Origin of the sequence: Winogradskya humida (assembly GCF_016862215.1) — a bacterium.
Classification (GTDB): domain Bacteria; phylum Actinomycetota; class Actinomycetes; order Mycobacteriales; family Micromonosporaceae; genus Actinoplanes; species Actinoplanes humidus.
On record NZ_BOMN01000117.1, the window covers coordinates 53125 to 78428 of the forward strand.

Below are 25304 nucleotides of genomic sequence, written 5' to 3' on the forward strand. Positions count from 1 at the left end.
GCGACCCGCCTGTGGACAACGCGAACCGTCGTGCCAGCCTGTGGATAACTTCCGCGAAAACCTTCGAACACTCGTACACTTGTTCGAATGAAGGTCAATTACGCACCCGCCCTCAGCGCCGCCCTCGCCTACGCCCGGCACGGCATCCCCGTCCTGCCGGTGCACACACCCGGCCCGGGCAGCACCTGCTCCTGCGAGCGGCCGGAGTGCGACCGCCCCGGCAAGCATCCCCGCCTGCGGCACGGCCTGACCGACGCCAGCATCGACCCCCACCGGATAGAGATGTGGTGGCTGCGCTGGCCCGATGCGAATGTCGGCCTCCGCACGGGATTCGCGATGGACGTCGCCGACGTCGACTCCCCGCTCGGCTGGCACGGCCTGCGCCACCTCCTCGGCGGCGCGATGCCACCGGGGCCCCAGGTCCGCACGGGCGGCGGCGGCTGGCACTTCTGGTTCCCACCCCTTGGGCACGGTAACCGCGTCCGCCTTCTCCCCGGAGTCGACTGGCGCGGCATCGGGGGCTACGTGGTGGCCCCACCATCCCGCCACGCGTCGGGCGCCACCTACCACTGGGTGGTGCGCCCGAATGCCGAGCTGCCCACCGCGCCGGCAGCGTTGGAGGAGCTGATCGCAGGCCCCGAGCCTCCATCCCGAAGTCCACTCATCCACCACCGGTCTCCAGCTCAGGGCGGATCAGCCGAGGCGGCCGCTTGGGGGACGGATGCGGGCGGCGACAATCCGAAGCGGAATCACAGCGTCGACACGGATGGCCGACCTGATGCTCTCGACCGGGTCGGCCACCACGGCAACGAGTCAACCGGGCGGCTGACGATCGCGCACCCCGACCGATACGCGGCGGTCGCCGTCGCAGCCGAGACCGACCGGGTCGCCCGAGCACCGGTGGGCACGAGGAACGACACCCTGAACCGAGCGGCGTTCGCCCTGGGGCGCCTGGTCGGTGCCGGCCTGCTCGACGCCGCCACAGTCGTGCGAGATCTGACCGCGGCAGCGGCATGGTCGGGCCTGGGACAGGCGGAGACCATGCGGACGATCCGCTCCGGACTGAGCGCGGGCCGCCGCACACCGCTTTCCGATCGGGCTCCCGTTGCGGCGCCCCTCACCGCCGACGGCCGGCACACCCGACCACCGCAGGAACGCACCGACAGCCAGCTCGCCCGGCCACCGCGCGAACGCGCCGACGACCGGCTCGCCCAGCCACCGCGCGAACGACCCGGCCCGCAGGGACAACAACTCCGCGGGGCCTCCCGGGAAAGGTGGGAAAACCACGCAGAAAGCGCGCAGGATCGCGTGGCGTAGTTCGTGCGTTACCGCCAGGATAGGGACGTGACCGATCGAGAGACGCCGAAGTCTTACCACGTGGAGATGAGCCTGCCCGTCGGACGCGACGAGGTCTGGGACGCCGTTACGCAGCCTGGCGTGCTGCGGCAATGGTTCGGGTGGGACTACGACGAGTTGGACGCCGAGATCCAGCACATCTTTGTGAACGAGGCGACGCTCCGGGCCCCCGAACGCATGGGATGGGCCGACGGTTCCTATCTGGAGGTGATCGGCGACGACGACAACACTCTGGTGCGGGCAGTGCGAGAAGGATCCTCCGCCGAGCCCGAGCGGTACGACGCGGTTGAGGAGGGGTGGCGAGCCTTCCTGCAACAGTTGCGATACCTCCTGATCGAACGACCGAAGGGAGCGCGACGAACCATCTACCTGACCGGCGCGACCACCTGGCGCCAGGTGCTGGCCACGGCCGGCGGTGAACCCGCAACCCAGGGCAGCCGCCTGGCAACCCTGACCGACGCGGACGGCCACCTCGTGGTGATCAGCGGCCGGGAGCCACGCACCAGCCGGGGCGCCGGGCGAATGGAGGTAACGATCTCCACCTACGGCCTGGACGACGCCGCCTTCGAACTGACCCGCAAACGCTGGGCCGAACGCTGGTCACCCCTGGCCCGCAACGCCCAGCTCACCACCGCGGACACCCCCGCCCCCTGACCAACATCGAATCACTGCCCACCACTCAAAACACCGCCCACCACCGACCCCCGGACCAACGCGGGACCAGCCTGCGACCGAGAATCCCGGCCCTGGCCAATGCGCGGCGGACGTCGCGCAAGGTGCGGCCGCAGAAGGTGCGGCCGCAGAGGGGTGAGCGGGTTGATGCCTGCAAATTGCCGCGGCGTGCGGCCCGCTAGAAGCGTGCGGTTTGGTAAGACGTGCGGCCTGGAACAAGTCGAACAGACCGCAGAGCGTGAGCGGCCCACGACGGCGAGCCGCCGCGGCACGCGGCCCGTTAGAAGACGTGCGGCCTGGAAGAAAGTCGAGCAGGCCGCAGAGCGTGAGCGGCCCTCGACGGCGATGTCGCCGCGGCGTGCGGACCGTTTGAAGGTGTGCGGACCGGAGGAAGTCGAGCAGACCGCAGAGCGTGAGCAGGTCCACAACGGCGAAGTCACCGCGGCATACGGCCCGTTAGAAGGCGTGCGGACCGGAAGAAGTCGAGCAGGCGCTAAAACGGTGAGGCCGCAGGGGGTGGAGCCAGCGCAATGTGAGGCCGTGGAGGGTGAGGCCGCAGAGGGGTGAGGTGGTGTGCGGGCGGAAGAGGATCAGTGAGGTCAGGCGGGCAGGGAGGCCGGGTGGTGACAGACTGGCGAGGTGCTTGGTGCGGTGGGGGCAGGGCGGGGACCTGCGGCTGCGTGGCTGATTCGTGTCATGGTGGCGGGCGTGGGGTATGGGGTGGGCGGGTAGCCTGGTTGATCGGATGGGCGCCGGGGGGCGACTTGGGGAGGGAGCATGGCCGAGGTCGGCGACGGTGGGGTGCGGGAGGTTGGGGGGCTTTCTGACCCTGCGAGGCTTCGGTCGCTTCGGCAGGTTTCTGCGGGGCCCGAGCCTGACGCCGCCTTTGACCGGTTCGCGTCTTTGGTGCAGCGGATGCTGGGGGTGCCGGTTGCTCTGGTGTCGCTGGTGGACGACCTTCGCCAGTTCTTTCCGGGGCAGGTCGGGTTGCCGGAGCCTTGGGCGGGGAAGCGGGAGACTCCACTCAGCCATTCTTTCTGCCAGCATGTGGTGACCGAGGGCGTGGCGAAGGTTTTCCCGGATGCTCGGATCTATGCGCAGGTTCGGGACAACCTGGCGATCCCGGATCTCGGGGTTGTGGCGTATGCGGGGATTCCTCTGAACGATGCCGAGGGTCGCACGCTCGGGTCGTTGTGTGCCATTGATACCAAGCCTCGGGCCTGGACGAAGGACGAGTTGTCGATCCTGACCGACCTTGCCGAGGCCTGCGCTTCCGAGTTGCGGTTGCGGATCGCCCGGGAGGTGGCCGACGAGGCGCGGCGGCATGCCGAGACCGCTCATGCTCAGTTGGCGATGCAGGCCGAGCTGACCGAGGCTTTTGCTCGGACGCTGGACATCGATGAGGGGATGCGGCAGCTCGCTGAGGGGGTTGTGCCCCGGCTTGCCGATTGGTGCCTGGTCGCTCTGGTGAGTCCCGACGGTGGGGTCCGGCATGTGGCCGGGGCGCATCGCGACGCGGCAGCGCAGGCTGACGTCGATCGGTTCGCCGGGCTCATGATGTCCCAGCTCCTGCCGGGGTCAGCGGTGCTCACTGTGCAGCGGTCCGGGAAATCCATCCGGCGCAGTGCCGAGACCCCCGAGGACCTGCTTTCCCGTGCAAGCGATCCGGCGATGGCCACGATCGCCGAGCGGCTCGGGTATGCGTCCTTCGTCGTTGTTCCCGTGACCGCTCCGGTCAGTGGCGAGATGCTCGGGTCCATCACGTTCGTGAACGGGCCGGGGCGGCCGGGGTTCACCGAGGCCGAGGAGCGGACGGCGCTCGACATCGCGCGGCGGGCCGGGCTTTCGATCGACAACAACCGGCTCTACCGGCAGCAGCGGCATGTGGCCGAGGTGTTGCAGCACAGTCTGCTGACCGAGCTGCCGACGATCCCGGGGATGGAGCTGCATGCCCGTTACCTGCCGGCGCAGGACGGTGCCGCAGTCGGTGGCGACTGGTACGACGCATTCGCCCAGCCCGATGGGACCGTGATGCTCGCCGTCGGCGATGTCTCCGGGCATGACATCGAGGCGGCGGCCGGGATGGGGCAGCTCCGTAACCTGGTGCGCGGTGACGCGTACGGCCGGGAGGACAGCCCCGGTCATCTGATGTCCCAGCTCGACCGGGCGATGCGGGGTCTGAACGTCCGCACGGCGGCCACCGCGATTCTGGCCCGGGTCAGGGGCTACGAGGTGGAGTTCGCGAACGCGGGCCATCCGCCACCGCTGCTCCTGCGCCCGGACGGCACCGTCGACGTGTGGTGGGAGAAGCCGGAGCCGCTGCTCGGGCTCGCGCCGCTGGACAGTCGCAGCACGCACCGGCGCACGGTCCCGGCCGGTTCGACGCTGGTGCTCTACACCGATGGGCTGATCGAGGATCCCGCGAGGATTCTCGACGACGGCATCGAGCGTATCGAGCAGTGCCTGCGGGACAACGCTGACCTGCCCGGCGAGGAGCTCTGCAACCTGCTGATCGGAGCAGCCGCCCGCCGCGCCGACGACACCGCCCTCCTACTGATCCGAGTCCTGTAAAGAAGGGTCCGGCGTGGAAGGGTCCGGCGTGGAAGGGTCCGGCGTGGAAGGGTCCGGCGTGGAAGGGTCCGGCAAGGAAGCGTCCGGCAAATCGGAAACCGAGAAGGGGACGGGCGGGCCGCCGTGCGTCCACGGGGTCTGGTCGGGTTCGGGGAAAGCGCCCCCCGGCCGGTAAGCCTCGTTCAAGGTGGTCAGCAGCAGCCGCTCCCCCACCTCGGGCACGCTGCCGGGCTCGGCGACCATCTTCCGGCCCATCCCGCCGGACAGCTCCAGCAGCACCTCCGACTTCGAGGCCGCGGAGGCGTCAAGCCGCGTGACCGAGATGACCTTGGCTTTCTGGCTGGGCCGGGACGGGGAGGTCAGGACGGCACCGGCGGCGACCCCAACCGGTTCCGAGGTGACGACCATGATCCGGGGGCGTAGCACCGGCCGTTTTCCCGTGTCGTCGATCCGGTCGGCCTTGGCCAGCGTGACCTCGCCCGCGAACGCCGCTCCCGACAGCCGGTATTCGGCCATGACGAGGGGATCGTCGAACGCGCGCTGGACGGCGTACCTGGTGGCTGCGTTCTCGAGGCGCGAAAGCCGGGCCGCGGCAGCGACCGCGCCGTCCCGCCGAGGTTGCGGCGGACCGCCCTCCTCGAGGTGCTGCACGAAGGCCGAGTAGGCATCGCGGTCGCTGTCCCACCGCCCTGCGACCCGAGCGGCTACCGGGAGTGTCCGCAGCAGATCGAGCGCCCGCCACATCAGGTTCCAGGTCGGCAGGAGCTGGCCGCGAAGCACATCCGACAAAGCAACCAGCGAAGGCGCGGCCGAGGACAGCAGCGGAGCGAGCACGTGATTGTCGAACGACGGGTCGGTGGCCGGGCCGGCGGGTGGGGCGACCGACGGATCCTCCGCCGCGGCCGCGGCCTCGAAAACAGTCATCCCCGGCGGTGGGTCGAGCCACCCCATCAGGGCCGCGAGCTGGGCGTCCTCGGCACCGCTCTGCCCGGTCGCCCAGTGTGACGACAGCGCCTGTACGCCGTTGAGCAGCAACGACGACCCCGCCATCTCCGCCGACGCGGCGAAGAACGTGAGCCACCGCCCGAGCAGCGGCACCGAGGCCGGGACGGCGTACTCGCCTTCGGTGCTGCGGAACCGCGTCGAGCGCCCGAAGAGTTTCAGGAAGTCGACGCCGCCCGGGTTCGGCACCCAGAGCTGCGGCGCGTCCGTGAACCGGTATCGCACGTCGCGCCCCCGGTCGACCGCGACGGCCTCGGTCTGGCCGGCGAACGAGTCGACGTAGCCGATCAGGATCGCGGCGAGCTCGGCGGCGAACGCGAACCGATCGTCACGGTTGCGGGGCTGGGCGACGACGAGCAGCCGGGGGTTGTCGCGGTCGGTGCCGACCATCGCGGCGAGCGGCGCGTTCGCCTCGCCGGCCATGGCGTACGGGATGAGGATCAGCGGGCGCTCGTGCAGGTGCAGGTGGCGCACGGTGGCCAGAGGCTGGGCGCGGGCCTCGGCGAACGCTTGGGCGCGGGCGAGCGCGGTGAGCGTACTCATAGGATCTCGGCGCGCAGGCGGGCAGCTGCCTGGAGCAACGCCGCGGCCTCGACCTGTTCCTCGGTGGGTGTGCGGGTGCCGGCTGCCAGCTCGAGAACCTCGTTGATGGTTTCGACGCCGCCGAGCGCGTCGCGGACCGGCCGGCCCAGCGCCGCGGTGTGCCCGGCCGACTCGTGCCGGCAGAAGACCGCGAGCTCGCAGGTCGAGAGGCATTCCGGCGCGTAGCGGGCCTCGACGGCGTGCAGCGACGCGACGAGGTCGGCGGGCGGCATCGCCATGTCGAAGCTGACCCCCGGCGGCAGCGCGGCGGCCAGGTCGGAGACGGACGCGAGCCGGGTGAGCTGGCGGGTCAGCGTGGCGAGCTGCTTGCGGACGTCGATCACCTCGGCCGCGGGCGTGAGCGAGAAGTCCTTCGGGCAGACCAGCACGACGTCATGGCTGACCAGGGCCGGGTCGTGGCCGAGCTCGGCGAGCAGCCGGCGCAGCGCCAGCACGTAGACCGCCGCCTGCACGGCCGCCGCCGAGACCTTGGCGCTGTCGGCCTGGCCGTCGACGATCGCGAAGGACTTGATCTCCACGACGTGGAGTTTGCCCTCGACCTGGAACGCGATCAGGTCCGGTTCCAGGAAGACCTGCCGCCCGGCGACGTCGAGGGTCAGCAGTGGGTGGTCGACCAGGGCGGCATTGGCGGCGGCCGCGAGCAATTTACGGGTACGCCCATGGCGCGCACCCAGCGTCGCATCGTCATCGTCACCGAGGTCGTCGTAACTGACCGAAGGCGTGTCCAGGCCGAGCACGTCACGTAGCACCGACAGCAACAGCGCACAGTTGTCGGCCTTGAGCATCGCCTCGAACCCGTTACCGCGGGCCAGCGCGAAGCGTGACTGCCCGAACCCCATCGGGAACCCGATGTGCTGAGCCAGCCGGGGCTTGTCCACCCCGGCTGCGTCGAGCACGGCCCGCCGCGAGCAGCCGGGGTTCCCGGTCAGCGCGGCGATCGTCCTGGCGTTGTGCCGTTTGGCGGGAGAATCCCCACGAAGCCGGTCCAAGCCCGCAGTGGAAGAGCCAGCGGTGGAAGAGCCAGCCGTCACGCGCCGCCCCGCTGGTGGGGCAGGCTGTGGATGCCGAAGAGCCGCTGCCGCTCGGGGAGCAGCTCCCAGCGGGAGACGAGCGCGTCGGGGGCGGGCGAGGGGGTGAGCTCGGCCAGCGCGGCGCGGGCGGCGTCGGCGAGCGCCCGGGGGTCGTGCACGAGGAACGCCTCGGCACCGCCCGGGACGTTCTCGGCGAGCCGGCGCAGCAGCCCCATGGCGGCGACGCTGGCGCTCGCCCGGATGATCACGAACTCGGCGATCCGGACCACCGCGGCCAGGGCGTCGGCGCGCGCCTGCCGGGGCGACACCAGCCGGCGGGCCACCGACCAGCCGGAGAGCGTGATCAGGCCGCGGGCAGCCGACAGGTCGTGGTGCAGGGCGGGGACGATCCGGTACGCGGTGCACACGTCGGGATCGTAGTTACGCTCCTCGTCCCGAAGCTCGGCGGCGAGATCGGCAACCGCGAGATCGCCGTCGAACAGCGCGCGGTGGACCTCCACGACGAGCCGGGTCGTGGCCGGGGCACCGAGCAGGACAAGAGCGTGGTGGGCCTGCTCGCGGGTTCCCGGCAGGGTACGAAGAGTACTCATCGGCAGCGGCTTCCAATGGGGGGCTCGTGGGGCGGATCGACCTTAGATCCTCTTACAACGACGTGGCAATGGCGGGATGACGCACCACGTTTCACCCACGGGAGGCGAAAAACCCCCGCATATCGGACTGACGCTGCCGGGCGCGCTACGTTCGGGGTATGCCGAAGGCCATCTGGAACGACGAGATCATCGCCGAGAGCGACGACACCGTGGTTATCGAGGGGAATATCTACTTCCCTCGGTCGTCCCTGCGCGAGGACGTGCTGCGCCCGTCGGAGACGCATTCCGTCTGCGTGTGGAAGGGCAAGGCCTCCTACTACACCCTCGAAGCCAACGGACACGTCAGCGAGGACGCCGTCTGGTACTACCCCGAGCCGAAGCCGGACGCGAAGGCCGTCATCGACCGGGTCGCCTTCTGGAAAGACGTCAAAGTAGAAGCCTGATCCACCGACAGAGCCCGGCGCGGGTCCTTCAAAGCCCGCGCCGGCTAGCCGATGCGCGGGTGTGCTTCCTCGATGGCGTCCACCTCGAGATAGTCGAGCATGTCCTTGCGCTCCGCGTCGTCCAGCGCACCGAACGCCTCGTAGGCGCAGGAGCGCGCGTGCGGTGTCTCCGCCGCCAGCAGTGCGATGATCGCCGACCAGGCCAGTGAGACCCGGTCGAAGAGCCGGGCGTGGCGCAGCGACGTCAGCCGGCTGAGCATGGCCACCTTGGTCGCCGCGTCGTCGTCGTGGGCGATCCGGTCGGAGAGCTCGAACAAAGCCTTGCCCCGATAGGGGTGCTCCGCCTCGATCATGCGCGCCAGCTCGGCGTTGTCCATCTGGTCGACGGCCGGGGCCGGCCCGCGCCGGGGCAGCCGCGGCCGGGGGTCCTCAGCGGGCACGGCTGTCGCGCCCGCTCTCGAACCCCACACCCGGCGCCTGCTGCGGCAGCGTCGGCACGCTCTGGAACGCGGGGAACGGCGGCGCGGGCATCACCGGGGTGGCGGTGGGGTCGTCGGCAGGCTCCTCTCCCTCAACCTCGGGGGAATGGCGCACCTGCTCTCCGGTCTTCCCGTCTCGGCCCAGCACAGTTTGTCCTCCGTTGCCGACTTTTCGGTATTGGCGTCCTATGAGATCACGGCGCGACGGCGACGGCGACCCCACCCTGGGACACGCCCGGACATCACCCGACCCGGCGACCGTCGTAATGTGGCGGCAATACATTGATCGTTGCTGGCAGGCAAATAGGACTGTGCGAGAAGTAGGGCAGTGCGAGAAGTAGCGCAGTGCGACAGTGCCTGCGAGCGACGAGGACACCGATGAAAGTAGGCGGGCGTGGACGGGGCCGTGAACACCACGGGTGCGACGCCGGAATGGCGCTCCGCGATGATCGACGTCTCCGGGCTGTCGATCGGCGACCTGACCTCGAAGGTTACCTCCGCACCCGGTGGTGACGCAGCCGATGACACCGACGGCGCCATAAACGGTAACGCCCTGGCGCACTGCCTGCGCCGGCTTGCCGACGACCTGGCGAACCCGGGCGAGCCGATCGCCGGCTTCAACTCGGCCCTCTGAGCCCATGAGCACCGCCGCGCTCGCCGACGCCCGTCCGCACCGGCTCAGTGATGCGGCCCTGGCGTCGCTGGGTGCGGGCCGGCCGGACCGCGCCACGGTTGTCGAGCTGAAGAAATCCCAGCTCAGCCGCAATCTTCTACTGCTGCACGAGATCGCCGCGGTGGTCGGCCCGGGACCGCTGACCGAGCTGGCCGAGGCCGAACGCGCCAACCCCACCCGGGTCCGCGAACTCATCGCCCGCCCGCTGTTCGGCGTGTGGGCAGCCGGCTGCCTCCGCGCACTCCAAGCAGGCAAAAATCCGGAGATATCACACCTGAGCGCCCTCGCACGAGCGGCTCGCCTTCCTCGTCAGCAACCCGATAAAAGCCAACAACCCAATAAAAGCCTCAAAGCAACCCATAACGGCCAATCCATCACCGTACGCCTGGACGACAGCGATCCCCTCCGCGCACACCTCGGCTTGCGCCCCGCCCCACCCCTCGACCCCGCGCAACACGCCCGCTGGCAGCGCACCTTCACCGAAGCGTGGCGACTCCTGGTGACCAGCGTGCCCGCCGACGCAGAGGTCCTCGCCGCCGTGCTGGACTGCGTCGTCCCGGTGCTGCCCGACCCCGCAGCCCGCGGCATCAGCGCCACCTCCGCCGACGCCTTCGGGGCGGTGGCCATCTCCGAACCGGCCGACGCCACCGCGCTCGCCGTAGGGCTGCTGCACGAGACCCAGCACAGCATCCTGAACGCGGTCCAGTACCTCTTCGACCTCCTCGAAAAGCCGGCAACGCTCGGTTACTCCCCCTGGCGTGACGATCCGCGACCGGCTTCAGGAATCCTGCACGGTGCGTACGCGTATCTCACCGTCACCCGGTTCTGGCGCACGCAGAGCACCGACCCGCTGGCCCAGACCGATCCGCTGGCCCAGTTCGAGTTCGCGCGGTGGCGGGCAGCGGTCAGCGACGCGGCGGGCAAGCTGCGGGACCTGACCCCGGCCGGCGCGCGGTTCATCGAGGCGATGAGCGCCGAGGTGCGCCCCTGGCTCGACGAACCGGTGGATCCCGGGGTGCTGCGGCTGGCCGAGAGCGCGAACAGGGACCACTACCTGCGCTGGCGGCTGCGCAACCGCCACGTCGACCCGGCCGGCGCGCGGGAACTGCGGCGGGCATGGCGCGCGGGAGAGGCGAGGCCGGACGTCACGTCCGAGCTGCGACCGGCACCGAAACGGGCCCTGGAGGCGAGCGCCCGCCTCGACCTGACCCACCGGTTCCTCCGCGGCGACCCGCTGACCGGGCCGAGGGGCGAGCCCCTGACCGGGTCGGACGGCGATGTCGCGTACGTGCGGGGGGACGTGGCTGCTGCGCTCCGGGCGTACACGGATGATGGGGTGGGGTTGATCCTGGCCGGGGGTTTTGATGTGGCCCCGGAGCTCGCGGCGGTCCTCAGTGACGAGCCCGACAGGCTCGCGATCCTGGGGTGGCTTTCCTAAGGTCCGGCACCGGCGGGTCGATGTTGGCACCCGTTGGAGGTGAGGCATGAGCCGGAGCGGTGCCATGGATCAGGTACGTCGCTGTGTCGACGTGACCATGATCTTCACTTCGCTGCTGCTGCTGTCGTGGCCTGCGATCTTCGAGGACGTGGTCGCCGGGACATCGGGTGCGCGAGGTCTGATCATCGGCGTGGCCACCGTGGTGGTGCTCGGCATCGGCGTGATCATCCTCGCGCGGCGCTGGCCGATGCTCGGCTACGCCCCCGCCGCGTCCGCCGTGATCATGGCGGGCTTCTGGTTCGGCCGGCACGGTTCGATCAGCCCCGCGCTGACCTGGCTCACCATCGCCGTCGCCGCGGTCATCCTGATCCGCCAGTTTCTCGGCCAGCGCACCAACGACGGCCTGGTCCGGGACCTGACCCGGCAGCGGGCACAGCTCGCGCGGCAGGCGTTCCGGGACCCGCTCACCGAGCTCGGCAACCGCAAGCTCTTCATGGACCACGCGACCGACGCCCTCGCGGACGCCGACGACACGATGACCGCCGTGCTCCTGTTCGACCTGGACGGGTTCAAAGAGGTCAACGACACGTACGGCCACGCCACCGGCGACGAGATGCTGCGTACGGCGGCCGAGCGGCTCAACGCGAACGTCCGCGGCAACGACACCGTCTCCCGCCTCGGCGGCGACGAGTTCATCGTGCTGCTCCCCCGGCTGACCGACGACACGATCGCGGACACCGTGGCGAACCGGATCCTGCGCGACCTCGCCCAGCCCCTGGTGATCGGCGAGACCGTGCTGACGATCCCGGCCAGCGGCGGCATCGCGATCACCCGCGGCAGCGGCATGCTCCTCGACGACCTCATGCGCGAGGCCGACCTGGCTCTCTACCAGGCGAAGGCCGACGGCAAGGGGGTGGCGCGGCGCTTCGACCCGGCCCAGTTCGCCGAGGCGGAGGCTCGCCGGCGCGAGGAGAACGACCTGCGCCGCGCCCTGGACGCGGGCGAGTTCGAGGTCCACTACCAACCCATCGTGCACCTCAACGGCGAGCGTACGGTCGGCGTCGAGGCCCTCGTTCGCTGGAACCACCCCGAGCGGGGCCTGCTGCCACCGGCGGCGTTCCTGGATCTGGCCGAGTCGCTGGGTCTGCTGCCCCGGCTCGGCGGCTGGGTCCTCGAACAGGCGTGCCGGCAGGCGGCGATCTGGCAGGCGCAGGAGCCGGGCTTCGAGCTCAACGTCAACCTGTCGGCCAGCCAGCTCGGCAACCCGGACCTGATCGACGAGGTCCGCGACATCCTGGACCGCACCGGTCTGCCGCCGTCGCTGCTGGTCCTGGAGCTGACCGAGTCGGTCGCGCTGGTCGACCTGATCGAGTCGGCGCGGGTCCTGGGCGCCCTGAAGAGCCTCGGGGTGCGGATCGCGCTCGACGACTTCGGCACCGGCTTCTCGTCGCTGAGCCACCTCGGCGCGCTCCCGGTCGACGTCGTGAAGATCGACAAGTCGTTCGTCCAGGCCATGCAGGAGAGCAACGGCGCGTCGGTGGCCGAGGCCGTGCTGCAGATCGCGCGTACGTTCAACCTGGCCCCGGTCGCCGAGGGCGTCGAGGACGCGGAGCAGGCATCACGGCTGCGCGAGCTGAACTGCGCCCAGGCCCAGGGCTACCACTTCGCCAAGCCGATGCCGGCCGGCGACCTCACCGCCCTGCTGCACCGCCAGTCCGCACTCTCCAACTAGAACCAGATCCTGCGGCGGGTCGCCGGTTCACCAGGCCCGGCGACCCACCGCAGGGGGTCTCACCAGCCGTTGCCGATCTGCACCCGGCCGGCCGCGCTGTAGCCGCGCTTCGACTCACCGAGGTAGACCCACAGCCGCCCGGTGCTGTCGCGGGTCACGATGTCCTGGCGGTGGTCGGCGTCCCAGTCGGCGATGTCCGCGAACGTGTAGGGGTTCCAGCCGTTGCCGATCTGGACCCTCGGCGCGGAGCTGTACCCGCGCTTCGACTGTCCCGGGTAGAGCCACACCAGTCCGGCGCTGTCCCGCGCCACGACGTCGGGGTGGTGGTCGGCGTCCCAGTCGGCCACGTCGGCGAAGACGTACGGACCCCAGCCGTTACCGATCTGCACGGGCGTTGCCGCACTGTAGCCCCGCCGCGACTGACCCGGGTAGAGCCAGAGTCGTCCCGATCCGTCCCGCGCGACGATGTCCTGATGACCGTCGCTGTCCCAGTCCTCGATCCCGGCGAACGTGAACGGGCTCCAGCCGTTGCCGATCTGGACCCGCGCCGCTGAGCTGTATCCACGCTTCGACTGCCCCGGATACAGCCACACCAGACCCGAGCCGTCCCGGGCCACGATGTCCTGGCTGCCGTCCCGGTCCCAGTCCGCTATGCCCGCGACCGTGTAACCGTTCCAGCCGTTGCCGATCTGCACCCGCGCGGCCGAGCTGTAGCCCCGTTTCGACTGCCCCGGGTACAGCCACAGCCGGCCGCTGGTGTCCCGGGCGACAATGTCCTGGTGACCGTCGGCATCCCAGTCCGCGACCCCCGCGAAGCTGTAACCCGGCGTGTACGCCGCCGCAGCCGGCGACCCGGCCACCGCGACCCCGCCCGCGGCCACCACGACTGCGGCGACCACCTGCAGGAACTTGCTCGACGTGCTGTTCATGACCATTCCCCCGTTGTCGTCCTTCGCCACGGAAAGCGGCGCTGACGTTCACCGAGAGTAGGGATCGCGGGGTGAAATCCCCGTCAAGTGTCAGGTTCCAGTCAAATCGGACTTTTCTGAGCGCTTCTACAGCGGAGGCAGCTCGATCTCTGTCTCCAGACGCCGCCCGGCCAGGGCGCGCTCCGGCACCGGGTGCCCGTCGCCGTACACCTTCGCCAGCTCTTCGATCGCAGCCTGCATCGACGACTCGTCACCGTCGTCCAGCGCCACGTTGAACGCGCACGCGAGCGTGTCCGGGTGGTCGGCGCCGCGCAGGCTCCGCGACCGGTTCAGCGTGTCCAGCGCGATCTCCCGGGCCGGCTGCGCCTCCCCCACCGCGATCAGGTCGGCGGCGAACCCGTTGGCGCAGCTGAGCGTGAACGGATGGTCCCGGCCCACGCTGCGCCGCAGCCCGCGCAGCGCCTCGTCGTCGATCGTCCGGGCCTCCGCGAACCGGCCGATGGCACGCACGACCCCGGCCAGGTCACACGCCGCGGCCAGGGTGAACGGGTGCTCGTCGCCGAGCACGGCGTGATAGCGCGCCACCGCGCGTTCCAGCAGCCGGTGCGCCTCGTCGTAGTCGCCGGCGTCGCGGGCACAGTTGGCCAGCGACACCACCGCTGCCAGCGTGTCCACGCTCAGGTCGCCGAACTTCTGCCGGTAGAGCTCCACATTGACCGCCGCCCGTTCCCGCGCGTCGGCCTTCCCGGCGCGGCGGGCCGCCATCGCCGCGAACCGCCCCGCCCACAACGCCATCGGATGGTCGGCACCGAGCGCGTCGAAGTGCCCGGAACCGGCGAGCAGCGCCGACGCGCCCGCATAGTCGCCCAGCCCGAACAGGTCGAACGCGAGCCCCGCACGCGACGACAGCGTCTCCGGATGCCCCTCGACAAAAATCATCTGCCGTTGCCGCAGCACCTGCTCGTCCAGCGCCCGGGCACCCCGGAAGTCGCCGAGCAGGCGCAGGTCTGCGGCGAGGTTGTTGGCGCAGCGCAGCGCCGTCGGGAAACTCTCGCCGAACAGCCGCCGGTAGCGCACGAGGTTGTCCGCGTCGAGCTGCCGGGCCTGATTGAAATGACCCTGCATCCGCAGGTCGGCGCCGACGCTGTTCGCGGTGGCGAGCGTGGTCTCGTCGTCGCCGCCGAGCACGTCACGCTGGGAGCGCAGGGTCTGGGCGTTCAGTCCACGGGCCTCCGCCGTGCGGCCCACGGCGCGCAGCGCGTTCGCGAGGTGGAACGACACCAGCATGGTCTGCTCGTCGGTCTCGCCGAGGCTGTCGGTCCAGCGCGCCACCGCCTGCGCGGCCAGGTCGCGGCTGGAGTCGTAGTCGCCGCGGGCGTAGAGGAAGCGCACGCAGTTGATGACCAGCTGACGGATCTCCTCCACGTCACCGCCGAGCGCATCGGAGTGGACCAGGTGCGGGACGATGGCCGCGTACCTCGGCCAGTGCGCGGGGTTGTCCGGGTCACCGGGGTCGGCGGCGGCGAGCATGGCCCGCACGGTGCGCAGCATCGCGGCATGCCGCTCCGACGTGAGCTGCTGGCCGAGCATGCCCCGGACCAGCGGATGCACGATCAGGCCGGCGCCGGGCGGGTCGAGGTCGGCCAGCCCGTAGCGCCCGATCAGCCGGATCGCGGCCTTGAGCCGCCGCTCGATGCGCAACGTCCGGGCCAGCTCCGGCGAGGCCAGCCCGCGGGCGGCCCAGAGCAGCTCCCACGACACCGGGGCACTGGCCAGGAACGCGCTGAGCTGCAACAACTCGAAGGCAGCCGGGGACGCCTCGGCAAGCGCGTCCGCGGCCAGGCCCCACGCCACCCGGATCGGGGTGGGGAACGCCAGCTCGGCGGCGCGCTCGTCGTAACGGCGCAGATATTCGTCGATGCTCCACCCGGTCGCGGCCCGCACCGCGGCGGCCTGGTCGAGCGCCATCGGCACGTCGTCGAGGTGCACGGCGAGCCGCTCGGCATCGGCCGCCACCAGCTCGGGGGCACGGCGGCGCAGGAAATCCACGCTGTCCGTACGGTCGAAAACGGGCACCGGCATCGCCTGGGCGACCTCCGAGGTCCACCGCGGATTGCGCGAGGTGACCAGCACATGCCCGGCGCCGCTCGGCAGATAGGGCTTGATGTCCTCGGGCCGGTTGGCATTCTCGAAAACGACCAGCCAGTTGCGGAACGGCTCACCCCGGCTCAACGCGTCACGCACCGCGCCCAGCGTGCGGTTGATGTCACGCGCCTCGGGCAGCTTCAATTCCTGGGCGAGCCCGACCAGCGCGGCCCGCATCCCGGCGGTCTGCTCGGCGGGAATCCACCACACCAGGTCATAGGTGTCGGCGTAACGGTAGGCGTATTCCACGGCCAACTGGGTACGTCCCGTACCACCGAGCTGGTGATCGGCGGAAGGCAGCAACACCACCGGTCCGTTGCCGAGCAGTCCGCGCATATGGGCGAGCAATTCCTCTCGCCCCACGAACCGCGGATTACGCGGCGGCAGGCCACCCCGGATCGGCACGCCGCTCTCCCCTGATAGTGACTGGTCCGCCGGATAGTGACCGGCCCGGTTACTGTCATGCTCGCGATTACCGTACGTGGAACCATCGCCACTGCGGAAGTTCGTCCCAACGGAAGGCGCCCGGTGACCGAGGAACCAGTGACGAGTCTGGACCGTCAAGCCGACGTGGCAACGGTCGCACTGCACGGCGAGGTCGACGTGCTCAACGTGGACCAGGTGCGAGTTGCGCTGGTGGAGGCCCTGGAGACCCGGCCCCGCTCGGTCGTGGTCGACCTCGCCGACCTGTCCTTCATCGACTCGACCGGGCTCGGCGCGATTATTTTCGGATTTCAGCGCGCCCGCGACGAGGGGATCGGCTTCCAGCTCGCCCATCCGAGCCGTGGCGTACATCAGATTCTCGTCCTGAGCGGGTTGCTCGAGGTCGTGGAAGTCAAAGAATAAAAAGTAGAAGCACAAGCAGATGTCGTGCCTGGGTGCATGGTGCTGACCGCAACTCCCGTCGAGGCCGGGCTCGACCGGTTGCTCCGCCGTCTGATAGTCCAGGCTTGGGTAGCAACACAGACGCTGACGCGTCAAGGCAACCGGCCGAGCCCTTCATTCTGCGTGAGTGGTCAGCCTGTAAAGACAAACTCCCGGGCCGGTACCGCCGCCGATGTCGCGAAGAGGCGGTTGACCGAGGCGATTTCGGTGGAGTTCGGGTTCGGGTTGGTGCAGGAGACCGGGGCGCTGCTGCCGGACATCAGATCGGTGCACAATCCGGTGCGGCGGTCCGGGAGCCCGAGAATGTGACCGAACTCGTGGGCGGCGATACGCGGCTTGTAGTAACCGTCGTTGACGGCTTCCCGGCCCATGTACCAGTAGCCGTTGCCGAGCGAGGACGTATAGGTGCGGGGCCAGCCATTGTCGGCGTACACGCGGATATTGGGGGTGCGCCCGGCCGGCACCGGCAGGAGCTGGACGGTGGTCACCCGGCTGTTCCAGATCTGCGCACCCTGATTGACCACCGCGACGAATTCCTGCGCCTGGCTCGCGTCGTAATAGAGGATGCGCGCCGCCGCAGCCGCCGGTTCAGCACTGACGACCTGCACCCCGGCCAGCGCCAGCGCCGCTACCAGCGCCGCGGCGAATCTCCTGAGCACCATGGTGGGACCTCCCTTAGTCGGTCCCACCACCGTGTCACTCATTGAACTCTATCTATACATATCAGCTACGTGATACCGGCTCTTCCGCCGTCGGCGTCGCGGCGGGGAAGGCGAGGCCGATGCCCGGTCCAGCGGGCCCCTCGCGGCCCAGGCGGCGCCCGGCGATCAGCATCAGCGACATGAGCGAGGCGAGCAACGCCAGCGCCCCGGCGCCGTACCAGGCCCAGTCGTAATCGCCGAGCCGGTCGCGGACCAGACCGGCCGCGCTCGCCGCGATGGCCGCCCCGAACTGGTGCGAGGCGAACACCCAGCCGAAGACGACGGCGCCGCTCGTCCCGAAGTACTCGCGGCACAGCGCGACCGTCGGCGGCACGGTCGCCACCCAGTCCAGCCCGTAGAAGAGAATGAAGATCACCATGCTGGGGTGTGCGGTCGCGGCGAACAGCGACGGCAGGAACAGCAGCGACAGCCCGCGCAGCGCGTAGTAGCCGCCGAGCAGCACCCGGCTGTCGACGCGGTCGGTGAGCCAGCCCGACGCGATCGTCCCGGCGATGTCGAACAGCCCGACGAGCGCGAGCAGGCTGGCCGCCGTGGTCTCCGCCATGCCGTGATCGTGGGCGGCCGGGATGAAGTGCGTACCGACCAGGCCGTTGGTCGTGGCACCGCAGATAGCGAACCCACCCGCCAGCAACCAGAACGCCCTGGTCCTGGCCGCCTGCCGCAACGCACCCAACGCCGTCCGAACCGCGTTCCCGGGGTTGACCACGGGCAGCGACGCAACGTCATCCGGCCCGGCACCATAAGCCGTAGTTCCAAGATCCGTCGGCCGGTCCCGCAGCCGCCACCACACCAGGGGCACCACGGCGAGCGCCGCGGACGCGACCACCAGCGCCGCCGTACGCCAACCGTGCTCCCCGGTCAGCCGCGCCAGCAGCGGCAGGAAGATCAGCTGCCCGGTTGCGCCGCCCGCGGTGAGCACCCCGGTGACCAGGCCCCGCCGGCGCACGAACCAGCGGTTGGCCACGATCGCCACGAAGCCCAGCGCCATCGACCCGGTGCCCAGCCCGACCAGCACCCCCCAGCAGAGGATGAGCTGCCAGCTGGCCTGCATGAACACGGTCAGGCCACTGCCGAGCGAGACCAGCAGCAGCGCCGCGGCCACCACCCGGCGCATCCCGAACTTCTCCATGAGCGCGGCGGCGAACGGCGCGGTCAAGCCGTAGAGCAGCAGGTTTACCGAGACCGCCGCGGAAATGGTGCCGAGCGACCAGCCGAACTCGGCGTGCAGCGGCTGCAGGAACACCGACGGCGTGGCACGGAAGCCGGCGGCACCGATCAGCGCGATGAACGCCACGGCGGCGACGAGCCAGGCCGGGTGAAGACGTCGAGTAGTCACGTGATCAGTCTCGCCAGACACCGGCCGCCCGGACGAGTGGCCGGGCGGCCATCGTGCGCAAGAATCGGGCCATGGCTCATCGCATCGCGCTGCTCGCCCTGAACGAGGTGGTCGGATTCGACCTGAGCGCCCCGGCCCAGGTGTTCGGCGCTGCCCGCGCGCCCGACAACACGCCGTTCTACGAGACGTTCACCTGCGGCATCGGCGGCCTGCCGATCCGCGCGTCCCGGGGCGGCTTCCAGATCCTGCCCGACCACGACCTCGAGCCGCTGACCAGCGCGGACACCGTCCTGGTGCCCGGCACCTACGCCGCGCTCGCCAGCGGCACCGTCGAACCGGTCGTCACCGAGGCGCTGCGGGCCGCCCACGAGCGCGGCGCCCGGATCATCTCCACCTGCACGGGAGCCTCGGTGCTGGCCGCCGTGGGCCTGCTCGACGGCCGCCGGGCCGCCAGCCACTGGGACTGGGCAGGCCGTCTGCGCCGTTTCTGGCCCGCCGTGGAATGGGACTTCGATGTGCTGTTCGTCGACGACGGCGACGTCCTGACCTCGGCCGGAGTGGGAGCCGGCATCGACCTGTGCCTGCACGTGGTCCGCAGCGACCACGGCAGTCTGGTCGCCAACCAGGCGGCCCGGCGCTGCGTGGTCCCGCCGTTCCGCGAGGGCGGCCAGGCCCAGTACATCGAACGGCCGATCCCGCAGGGTGGCACCGGCGGAACAAAAGCCACCCAGTCGTGGGCCTTGGACCGGCTCGCCGACCCGGTCAGCCTCGACGAGATGGCGACCCACGCCCGGATGAGCATCCGGACCTTCACCCGCCGGTTCCGCGACGAGACCGGCCTCAGCCCGCAGAAGTGGCTCCTCCAGCAGCGCGTCGCCCATGCCCGCCTCCTGCTCGAACAGACCGATCTCAGCGTCGACCTGGTCGCCCGCCGCTCCGGCCTGGGCAGCGCCACAGCTCTGCGCCAGCACTTCCAGCAGTCCGTCGGCGTGGCCCCCAGCGCGTACCGGCGTACGTTCCGCGGCCTTTAGGGGGTTGTAACAACAGCCTCAGATACGGGCAGAAGTGGCCGATGGGACAGGCGTACCCCGAACGTACCGTTTCCTGAGGATGACATGGATCAGACCTTCCGCCCGCTGCTCGACGCCCTGAAACAGATCGGCGTCGACGCCGTGGCGGTGGACGCGGCGGCGGACGAGGCGCAGCGCAGCGGCCGGTCGGTCCGCGCGGTCCTGATCAACGACCAGGTCGTCACCGAGGAGCAGCTGACCTCGGCAGCCGCGGCGGCGTTCGGCATCAACACCCTCGACCTGGTCGGGTACAGCCCCGACCCGGCCGCGCTCAAGCGCATCCCGATGGCCGTCGTACTCCGCCACCGCGTGCTCGGCCTGGCGATCAACGACGGCGAGCTCGTCGTCGGCGTGACCGACCCGGGCGACGTCGTGGCCCTCGACGACGTCCGCGCCTCCACCGGCATGACCGTGCGGCCCGTCGTGGTGGCCCGCAGCGAGGTACGCCGGATCATCGAGCGCCTCCAGCGCGAGGACAGCGACCTCGGCGACCTGGTCGACACCTCGCTCGAGGACTCGGCGATGGCCACCCAGGTCAACGGCGCCGACGATGCGCCGATCGTGCGGTACGTCAACAACCTGATCGAGCAGGCCGTCCAGAACCGCGCCTCCGACCTGCACCTCGAGCCGACCGAGGACGACATGCGGGTGCGCTACCGCATCGACGGCGTGCTGCACGAGCTGGACACGGTCCCCCGCGGCGTCATGGCGGCGCTCACCTCCCGCCTGAAAATCATGTCGGGCGTCGACATCACCGAGAAACGGATCCCGCAGAACGGGCGTATCACCGCGCTCATCCGGGACCGGACGGTCGACCTGCGTACCGCCACGCTGCCCACGGTATGGGGCGAGAAGATCGTCCTGCGGGTCCTGGACACCGGCGGCATCGATCTGGAGATGACCAAGCTGGGCTTCACCCAGCACAACCTCGACCGCTTCGCGGAGTCGTTCACCAAGCCGCACGGGATGGTCCTGGTCACCGGCCCCACCGGTTCCGGCAAATCCACCACGCTGTACGCGACCCTGGGCCGGATCAGCAAGCCCGAGATCAACGTGATCACCGTCGAGGACCCCGTCGAGTACCGGCTCAGAGGCGTCAACCAGGTGCAGGTCAACGCGAAGGCCGGGCTGACGTTCGCGGCCGTGCTGCCGGCGATCCTGCGCTCCGACCCGGACGTCGTGCTGATCGGCGAGATCCGGGACAGCAGCACCGCCCAGATCGCCGTCGAGGCGTCGCTCACCGGTCACCTCGTGCTCTCCACGCTGCACACCAACGACGCGCCCGGTGCGGTCACCCGGCTCACCGAGATGGGCATCGAGCCGTTCCTCGTGGGCTCGTCGCTGGACTGCGTGCTCGCCCAGCGGCTCGCCCGCCGGCTCTGCGACTGGTGCAAGGAGGCGTACGCGCCGAGCGAGGAGGAGCTGGAAGGGGCGAAATGGCCGCACCAGGACCTGAAGATCCCCGAGGTCCTGTACCAGCCGATCGGGTGCCGCAACTGCGCCAACACCGGTTATCGCGGCCGGATCGCGCTGCACGAGGTCATGCCCGTCTCGCCGGAGATCGAGTCGCTGACGATCCGGCGCGCCTCCTCCAACGAGATCCGCGAGGTGGCCATCGACCAGGGGATGTACGACCTGCGCGCCGACGGCCTGGCCAAGGCTTCCGGGGGGCTGACGTCCGTACGCGAGGTGTCCCGGGTCGCGATCTGATCGAGGGCCGGCAGCGTACCCGTTTCGCAACCCGTACGCGCATTTCCGGCGGAAGAGGTCCTAAAGCCACCCGGGACCGTGCCGAATGAGGGAGGCGTCAGAGAAGTCCACGAGATTGTCGGTGCCACGGATGTATGCCGTCGAACAGGAAGTGCCGCACCAGGCGGGCCCCGCCGAGCCGGGTGCCGGCGACCTGGCCGTGCTCGACCAGATGCTGGTCTCGCTCGTCGAGGCCCGGGGCTCCGACCTGCACCTGACCGTCGGCTCCCCGCCGATGATCCGTGTCGACGGCGGGCTGCGCGCCCTGCCCGGCTACGGCAAGCTGAACTCCGCCGACACCGCGATGCTGGCCCGCGCGGCGGTCTCCGGCGCTCAGTGGACGACCTTCCAGCAGGTGCAGGAGCTGGACTTCGCACACAGCATCGTCGGCGTCTCCCGCTTCCGCGGCAACCTCTACATCCAGCGCAACTCGTGCGGCGCAGTCTTCCGAGCCATCCCCCACAAGATCAAGCCGCTGGACGAGCTCGGCATGCCCGACTCGGTGGCCCGCTTCGCCCACCTGCCCCGCGGCCTGGTGCTGGTGACCGGTCCGACCGGCTCCGGCAAGACCACCACGCTCGCCTCGGTGCTGGACCTCTGCAACCGCTCGCGGGCCAGCCACATCATCACCATCGAGGACCCGATCGAGTTCCTGCACCCGCACAAGCGCAGCGTGGTGAACCAGCGCGAGGTCGGCTCGGACACCGAGACGTTCGCCCAGGCCCTCAAGCACGCGCTGCGCCAGGACCCCGATGTCATCCTGGTCGGCGAGCTGCGTGACCTGGAGACCACCGCGACGGCGCTGACCGCCGCGGAGACCGGTCACCTGGTGCTGGCGACGCTGCACACGCAGAGCGCCACCCAGACCATCGACCGGGTCATCGACATCTTCCCGCCGCATCAGCAGCTGCAGATCCGCGCGCAGCTGGCCGCGAGTCTGCAGGGCGTCGTCACGCAGGCCCTCGCGCCGCGTGCCGACGGCAAGGGCCGCGCGGTGATCTGCGAGATCCTCACCGCCACGCCGGCCATCCGAAGCCTCATCCGCGAGGGCAAGTCGCACCAGATCCCGTCCTTCATGCAGGCCGGCGGCAACGACGGCATGCTCTCGTTCGACCAGCACCTGGCCGACCGGGTCCGCGAAGGCGTGATCAACATGCAGGCCGCCCTCGAGATCTGCCACTCCAGTGACGAGCTCAAGCGCCTGATCGGACGGGTCTGACATGCCGGCGACGAAGACGTTCCACTACAACAGCATCGACTCGACCGGCCGCAAGACCAAGGGCACGGTCGAGGCGGTGAACGAGACCGCGGCGACGAGCATGCTGCGCCAGCGCGGCGAGGTACCACTGGAGATGGTCGCTGCGGGCCAGGGCCTGCAGATGGACATCAAGATCCCGGGGCTGGGCAACCGCACCAAGCTCAAGGATCTGGCCGTCTTCGCGCGCCAGTTCGCCACGATGACCGCGTCGGGCATGTCGCTGCTGCGCTCGCTGGCGATCCTTGAGGAGCAGACCACCGCCGCCTCGCTGAAGAGGGCGATCGGCGAGGTCCGCGGCGACGTCTCCGGTGGCCTCTCGCTCTCCGGATCCATGGCCAAGCACGACAAGATCTTCCCCCGGCTGATGGTCGCCATGGTCCGCGCCGGTGAGGCCGGCGGTATGATCGACAAGGCGCTGGAGCAGATCGCGGACAGCCTGGAGAAGGACACCGCGCTCCGCGGAAAGATCAAGGGCGCGCTCACCTATCCCGCCATCGTGCTGAGCTTCACGTTCGTGATGATCGCGGCGGTGCTCAAGTTCATCGTCCCGATCTTCGAGAACATGTTCAAGAACCTGGGCGGCCAGCTGCCGGCCATCACCCAGTTCCTGGTCGACACCAGCCACAACATGTACTGGATCGGGCCGACGTTCCTCGGTGTCACGATCGGCGGCACGATCGCCTACAAACGACAGCAGCGCGCCAGCGCCGACTTCCGGCTCAAGGTCGACAAGATCAAGTTGCGCCTGCCGGTCTTCGGCTCCCTGTTGCAGAAGCTCGCGATCAGCCGCTTCTCCCGCAACCTCGGCCTGCTGCTCAACGTCGGCGTGCCCGTGATGCAGGCGCTCGCCGTGGTCGGCGAGACCACCGGCAACGAGGTCATCAACGCGGCCATGAAGGACGTGCAGTCCGCCGTGCGCGACGGGCAGCCCATGTCCTCGGCGATGCGGCTGCACAAGGTCTTCCCCGAGATGGTCACACAGATGATCGAAGTCGGCGAAGAAAGCGGTCAGATCAGTCAGATGCTCGACAAGGTTGCCGATTTCTATGACAGGGAAGTCGACTCCGCCGCCGAGTCACTGACCGCCTCGATCGAACCGATCATGGTCCTCGTCATGGGCACCGTGGTCGGCGGAATGGTGATCTGTCTGTACCTACCGATGTTCACCATCTACCAGAACATCCAGAGCAACTAAAAGCCCTGGAGCAGTATGCGACCGGTCTCCGGTCGACGTCGGGCACCCGAGCCCGGACAACCCCATCCCCGCTTCACCCCTGACGCCCTACGGAGGCACCCCCAATGCAGGACATCATCACCCGGATGCGCGCCAAGAAGGACGACGAGGGCTTCACCCTCATCGAGCTCCTCGTGGTCGTGGTCATCATCGGCGTCCTGGTCGCCATCGCCGTCCCGGTCTACCTGAACTACCGCCAGGGTGCCGCCGACAAGTCGGCCCAGTCCGACGTCCGCGGCGCCATCAGCGCGGTGGAGCAGTACTACACCGACAACGGCAACACCTACCCGGCTCCGGGCACCACCCTGGTCGACCAGAGCGGCGCGTCGATCACGATCGGCAACCAGAAGATCACGCTGTCCGACAAGACGCACCTGACCCTGTACCTGGCCAGCAGCACCGCGACCACGTACATGCTCTGCGCGTACAACACCGGCGGCAGCACGGGCAAGTTCTACGTCTACGACAGCTCGGCCGGCGGTTCCGTCAAGGGCGTCACAAGCGCGTCCCCCGCGGCGACCTTCATGACCAAGTGCGTCTGATCCCGTCCGCTTTCTGAAACATCTCGCACCGCGAGACCGAGGAGGTCCGAAGATGCCAGAGCCTCTGCTGCTCGGCGTCGTCGGCCTGCTCGGTCTCGCGGTCGGCTCGTTCCTGAACGTGGTGATCTACCGGGTGCCCCGCGGCGAGTCCCTCGTCCGGCCGGGCTCCCACTGCCCGCACTGCGGCAACGAGGTCCGCAACCGGCACAACATCCCCGTCTTCGGCTGGCTGATGCTGCGCGGAAGATGTGCCGACTGCAAGGCCCCCATCAGCGCCCGGTATCCCCTCGTCGAGGCGGGTACCGCGGCGCTGTTCGTAGCCGTGGCGGCCAAGTTCGGCTGGTCGTGGGAGCTCCCGGCGTACCTCTATCTTGCCGCGATCTCCATCGCCTTGGCCGCCATCGACCTGGACGTCTACCGCCTGCCCGACCAGATCGTGCTCCCGTCCTACAGCGTCGCGCTGCTGCTGCTCGTCCCCGCGATGATCGCCGGCGACGGCTGGGACGCCGCGACCCGGGCACTGATCGCGGCCGGCGTGATGTGGCTGCTGTTCCGGGTCATCGGCTTCTTCGGCATGGGCGGCGGCGACATCAAACTCGCGCCGCTGCTCGGGCTCTACCTCGGCTGGCTCGGCTGGAGCTGGGTCGCGGTCGGACTGTTCGCGGCGTTCCTGCTCGGCGGGGTCGCCGGCTCCCTGCTGCTGGCCCTGCGCGTGGTCAAGCGCAAGAGCCGCATCCCGTTCGGCCCCTACATGCTCACCGGCGCGTTCGTGGCGGTCTTCGCCGCGGCCCCCATCGCCGGCTGGTACTCGTCCCTGCTCGTGGTCTGAAGAAGAGGAGAACAG

Annotated in this window: 23 protein-coding genes; 14 read left to right on the forward strand and 9 right to left on the reverse strand. The window is 69.7% G+C overall.

All coding sequences use genetic code 11. From position 1 onward, the window contains the following. Positions 1–87: 87 nt before the first annotated feature. The 3 genes from Ahu01nite_RS41215 (at position 88) to Ahu01nite_RS41225 (ending at position 4599) form a co-directional block, all read left to right on the forward strand. Positions 88–1317: a bifunctional DNA primase/polymerase gene (locus Ahu01nite_RS41215; protein WP_239159544.1), complete on the forward strand. Its 1230-nt coding sequence runs from the start codon at positions 88–90 to the stop codon at positions 1315–1317. Positions 1318–1344: 27 nt separating this feature from the next. Beyond that, positions 1345–2010: an SRPBCC family protein gene (locus tag Ahu01nite_RS41220; protein WP_203842200.1), complete on the forward strand. Its 666-nt coding sequence runs from the start codon at positions 1345–1347 to the stop codon at positions 2008–2010. Between the two features lie 795 nt (positions 2011–2805). Next, positions 2806–4599, forward strand: coding sequence for a SpoIIE family protein phosphatase (locus Ahu01nite_RS41225; RefSeq protein WP_203842201.1), 1794 nt, complete (start codon positions 2806–2808; stop codon positions 4597–4599). Here the strand turns inward: Ahu01nite_RS41225 and Ahu01nite_RS41230 are convergent. Genes Ahu01nite_RS41230 through Ahu01nite_RS41240 form a run of 3 tightly spaced genes read right to left on the reverse strand, consistent with a single transcriptional unit; the run spans position 4579 to position 7825 of the window. Then, the gene (locus Ahu01nite_RS41230; protein ID WP_239159545.1) at positions 4579–6144 is read right to left on the reverse strand and encodes a hypothetical protein; all 1566 of its coding nucleotides are present in this window, start codon (positions 6142–6144) and stop codon (positions 4579–4581) included. The genes Ahu01nite_RS41225 and Ahu01nite_RS41230 overlap by 21 nt on opposite strands. Next, entirely contained in the window at positions 6141–7193 is a 1053-nt protein-coding gene (locus tag Ahu01nite_RS41235) for a hypothetical protein (RefSeq protein WP_203842202.1), read from the reverse strand. The genes Ahu01nite_RS41230 and Ahu01nite_RS41235 overlap by 4 nt, the downstream gene beginning before the upstream one ends. 38 nt (positions 7194–7231) lie before the next feature. After that, complete coding sequence (locus Ahu01nite_RS41240; protein WP_203842203.1) at positions 7232–7825, reverse strand: hypothetical protein; 594 nt, start codon at positions 7823–7825, stop codon at positions 7232–7234. Positions 7826–7983: 158 nt separating this feature from the next. Here Ahu01nite_RS41240 and Ahu01nite_RS41245 point away from each other — a divergent pair, with 158 nt between their 5' ends. After that, positions 7984–8268, forward strand: a complete 285-nt coding sequence (locus Ahu01nite_RS41245) for a DUF427 domain-containing protein (protein ID WP_203842204.1) — start codon at positions 7984–7986, stop codon at positions 8266–8268. Positions 8269–8312: 44 nt separating this feature from the next. On the opposite strand, the gene Ahu01nite_RS41250 is transcribed toward Ahu01nite_RS41245, so the two are convergent. Both Ahu01nite_RS41250 and Ahu01nite_RS41255 read right to left on the reverse strand, forming a co-directional pair. Further along, positions 8313–8708: a hypothetical protein gene (locus Ahu01nite_RS41250; RefSeq protein ID WP_239159546.1), complete on the reverse strand. Its 396-nt coding sequence runs from the start codon at positions 8706–8708 to the stop codon at positions 8313–8315. Then, positions 8698–8862 carry a hypothetical protein gene (locus tag Ahu01nite_RS41255; protein ID WP_203842205.1) on the reverse strand — a complete coding sequence of 55 codons (165 nt, stop codon included), beginning with the start codon at positions 8860–8862 and terminating at the stop codon, positions 8698–8700. Before Ahu01nite_RS41255 ends, Ahu01nite_RS41250 begins: the two co-directional genes overlap by 11 nt. Positions 8863–9141: 279 nt before the next feature. Between Ahu01nite_RS41255 and fxsA the strand changes: the two genes are divergently transcribed. From fxsA to Ahu01nite_RS41270, 3 genes are all read left to right on the forward strand, one after another. Then, positions 9142–9381: an FxSxx-COOH cyclophane-containing RiPP peptide gene (fxsA, locus tag Ahu01nite_RS41260; RefSeq protein WP_239159547.1), complete on the forward strand. Its 240-nt coding sequence runs from the start codon at positions 9142–9144 to the stop codon at positions 9379–9381. A gap of 4 nt (positions 9382–9385) precedes the next feature. Further along, a complete protein-coding gene (locus tag Ahu01nite_RS41265) occupies positions 9386–10858 on the forward strand; it encodes an aKG-HExxH-type peptide beta-hydroxylase (protein WP_203842206.1) in 1473 nt (490 codons plus the stop codon). 64 nt (positions 10859–10922) lie between these two features. Further along, on the forward strand, positions 10923–12590 hold the full coding sequence (locus Ahu01nite_RS41270; protein ID WP_239159548.1) for a putative bifunctional diguanylate cyclase/phosphodiesterase: 1668 nt from the start codon (positions 10923–10925) through the stop codon (positions 12588–12590). Between the two features lie 59 nt (positions 12591–12649). Here the strand turns inward: Ahu01nite_RS41270 and Ahu01nite_RS41275 are convergent, their stop codons facing one another. Continuing rightward, positions 12650–13519 carry an FG-GAP repeat domain-containing protein gene (locus tag Ahu01nite_RS41275; protein ID WP_203842208.1) on the reverse strand — a complete coding sequence of 290 codons (870 nt, stop codon included), beginning with the start codon at positions 13517–13519 and terminating at the stop codon, positions 12650–12652. Positions 13520–13645: 126 nt separating this feature from the next. Next, a complete protein-coding gene (gene fxsT, locus Ahu01nite_RS41280; protein WP_203842209.1) occupies positions 13646–16069 on the reverse strand; it encodes an FxSxx-COOH system tetratricopeptide repeat protein in 2424 nt (807 codons plus the stop codon). A 123-nt stretch (positions 16070–16192) separates the two neighbouring features. Between fxsT and Ahu01nite_RS41285 the strand changes: the two genes are divergently transcribed. Beyond that, positions 16193–16510: an STAS domain-containing protein gene (locus tag Ahu01nite_RS41285; RefSeq protein WP_239159549.1), complete on the forward strand. Its 318-nt coding sequence runs from the start codon at positions 16193–16195 to the stop codon at positions 16508–16510. Positions 16511–16680: 170 nt separating this feature from the next. Here Ahu01nite_RS41285 and Ahu01nite_RS41290 read toward each other — a convergent pair whose 3' ends face one another. Further along, positions 16681–17253 carry a snapalysin family zinc-dependent metalloprotease gene (locus Ahu01nite_RS41290; RefSeq protein ID WP_239159550.1) on the reverse strand — a complete coding sequence of 191 codons (573 nt, stop codon included), beginning with the start codon at positions 17251–17253 and terminating at the stop codon, positions 16681–16683. A gap of 19 nt (positions 17254–17272) precedes the next feature. Beyond that, on the reverse strand, positions 17273–18607 hold the full coding sequence (locus Ahu01nite_RS41295) for an MFS transporter (RefSeq protein WP_203842211.1): 1335 nt from the start codon (positions 18605–18607) through the stop codon (positions 17273–17275). Between the two features lie 71 nt (positions 18608–18678). Here Ahu01nite_RS41295 and Ahu01nite_RS41300 point away from each other — a divergent pair, with 71 nt between their 5' ends. The 6 genes from Ahu01nite_RS41300 (at position 18679) to Ahu01nite_RS41325 (ending at position 25289) form a co-directional block, all read left to right on the forward strand. Continuing rightward, positions 18679–19638 (forward strand): GlxA family transcriptional regulator, encoded by a 960-nt coding sequence (locus tag Ahu01nite_RS41300; protein ID WP_203842212.1) that lies wholly within the window; start codon positions 18679–18681, stop codon positions 19636–19638. 84 nt (positions 19639–19722) lie between these two features. Next, positions 19723–21387 carry a GspE/PulE family protein gene (locus tag Ahu01nite_RS41305; RefSeq protein ID WP_203842213.1) on the forward strand — a complete coding sequence of 555 codons (1665 nt, stop codon included), beginning with the start codon at positions 19723–19725 and terminating at the stop codon, positions 21385–21387. A 130-nt stretch (positions 21388–21517) separates the two neighbouring features. Further along, positions 21518–22645 (forward strand): type IV pilus twitching motility protein PilT, encoded by a 1128-nt coding sequence (locus Ahu01nite_RS41310; RefSeq protein ID WP_239159551.1) that lies wholly within the window; start codon positions 21518–21520, stop codon positions 22643–22645. A gap of 1 nt (position 22646) precedes the next feature. Further along, a complete protein-coding gene (locus Ahu01nite_RS41315) occupies positions 22647–23879 on the forward strand; it encodes a type II secretion system F family protein (RefSeq protein ID WP_203842214.1) in 1233 nt (410 codons plus the stop codon). A 104-nt stretch (positions 23880–23983) separates the two neighbouring features. After that, on the forward strand, positions 23984–24460 hold the full coding sequence (locus tag Ahu01nite_RS41320) for a type II secretion system protein (protein ID WP_275411820.1): 477 nt from the start codon (positions 23984–23986) through the stop codon (positions 24458–24460). Between the two features lie 52 nt (positions 24461–24512). Then, positions 24513–25289: a prepilin peptidase gene (locus Ahu01nite_RS41325; RefSeq protein ID WP_203842215.1), complete on the forward strand. Its 777-nt coding sequence runs from the start codon at positions 24513–24515 to the stop codon at positions 25287–25289. Positions 25290–25304 lie beyond the last annotated feature (15 nt).